Raw genomic sequence first — 1,573 nt, 5'->3', positions numbered from 1 at the left:
GGCCATAGCCGTCAGTTTAAGGACGTAAAACCCTAAAGGTCAGGTTATTTTGGAAAAAACAGTAGATCCCCTTTGGGATCTTTCTTCCTTTTGTTCATATTTGTGTCTGTTTTTTTAGTTGAAAAAGGCGGCTTAACATGCCCGTTTTCCGCCTTTTTCTTTATTAAATATAGTCATATTATTATGAACTAAGGAATAAAAATCAAAGATATTTACGAAAAAAAGAAAGAAAATTAAAGGAAAAAATCAATTCTATCTTTGATTCAGACAATATTAATTCTATGGCCCGGGAGTCCGGATTCTGCATCAGGAAATCCAAGTTTGATGGCTTCCAGTTTCTTTTCAGTCTCATGTTTGCCTATCACAGAGGGAAACATTTCAGCCTTCTTGACATGGCATCTTTTCTTTACAGGGATTTCAGACTAAAGATTACCAAACAGTCTCTCCATCTGCGCTTCAACGCAAGTGCCGTTAGGTTTCTGAAAAACTGTCTTGACCTGCTAGTGTCAGAGAAGATCCGTTACAAGGGAGATTCCAATGCCCTGAAAAGCAAATTCAACAGAATAAGGATTAAGGACTCAACAAAATTTGCCCTCCCGGCTTCATTTTCCAGTAAGTATAAAGGTTACGGGGGGGTGCTCCACAATTCCTCATCCATGATCAGCATCCAGTATGAATATGATTTTCTCAGCGGGCAGAGTTTGGATCTTAGGCTCACCGAAGGGGTATTGAATGATCAGTCTGATTCATCCGATTTTACTCACGACATTCGCGAAAGCGACCTTTTCCTGAGAGATTTGGGATATTGCACACTGAAATTCATGTCCATGGTCGATTCAGCCAAAGCTTTTTTTGTCAACCGTCTGGCACCAAAAACCAACTTCTATCCGGACAAGAACTCAAAGGATCCTGTTGATATCAGAAAGTATTTGCACAAACTCAAAAAGTATGGTCTCGATTTTATGGAAGTTGAAGTCTTTCTAGGCAAAAAGGAAAGGTTGCCTGTTCGGGCAGTGGTATCTCTGACTGATGAGGATACCTATCAGAAAAGATTGCGCAAAACGGAAAAACAGGCCAGATCGACGGGAAATGTAGTCTCTGAAGCATTTAAAACCAGAGCCCGGCTCAATATTATGGTTACCAATGTGCCTTCCGAAATGTTGGATGCCCAGAATATCAGAAAGGTGTATTCGATAAGATGGCAGATAGAGCTACTTTTCAAGGTCTGGAAATCCCAGGCCACGATCCACGAATTCAATACTTCCAATATTCACAGATTTGAGTGCCAGCTTTACGGAAAGTTGATATGGATAGTTCTCAACCTAAACATATTCAACTGGCTGCAACAAAGGGTTTTATCGAAGAATAAACACCTTTGCAGTGTCTGGAAATATTTCAAGTTTATACTAAACCTCTCCGACAGGTTGATGGAAGCCATAAAAACGCCCAGAAAAATAATCGTTCTCATGGATGATCTTACAGAAATAGCATCCAAAATCCTCAAACTTGAGAAAAAGAAAGACAAAATGTCTTTAAATCAACAGATTAAGTGCTTAGCTTGACGGCTATGGCC

General features: G+C 39.9%; 1 protein-coding gene. It reads left to right on the top strand.

Going from position 1 to position 1,573, the window contains the following annotated elements; translation table 11 throughout:
• Positions 1 to 245: 245 nt before the first annotated feature.
• Positions 246 to 1,562 (top strand): IS4 family transposase, encoded by a 1,317-nt coding sequence (locus GCU44_RS22875; RefSeq protein ID WP_154859706.1) that lies wholly within the window; start codon positions 246 to 248, stop codon positions 1,560 to 1,562.
• Positions 1,563 to 1,573: the final 11 nt, after the last annotated feature.

Origin of the sequence: Cyclobacterium xiamenense (assembly GCF_009467825.1) — a bacterium.
In the GTDB taxonomy this organism is placed as follows: domain Bacteria; phylum Bacteroidota; class Bacteroidia; order Cytophagales; family Cyclobacteriaceae; genus Cyclobacterium; species Cyclobacterium xiamenense.
The sequence above is the reverse complement of the archived record's forward strand: the minus strand, read 5'-3'. Positions and strand labels throughout refer to the sequence as shown.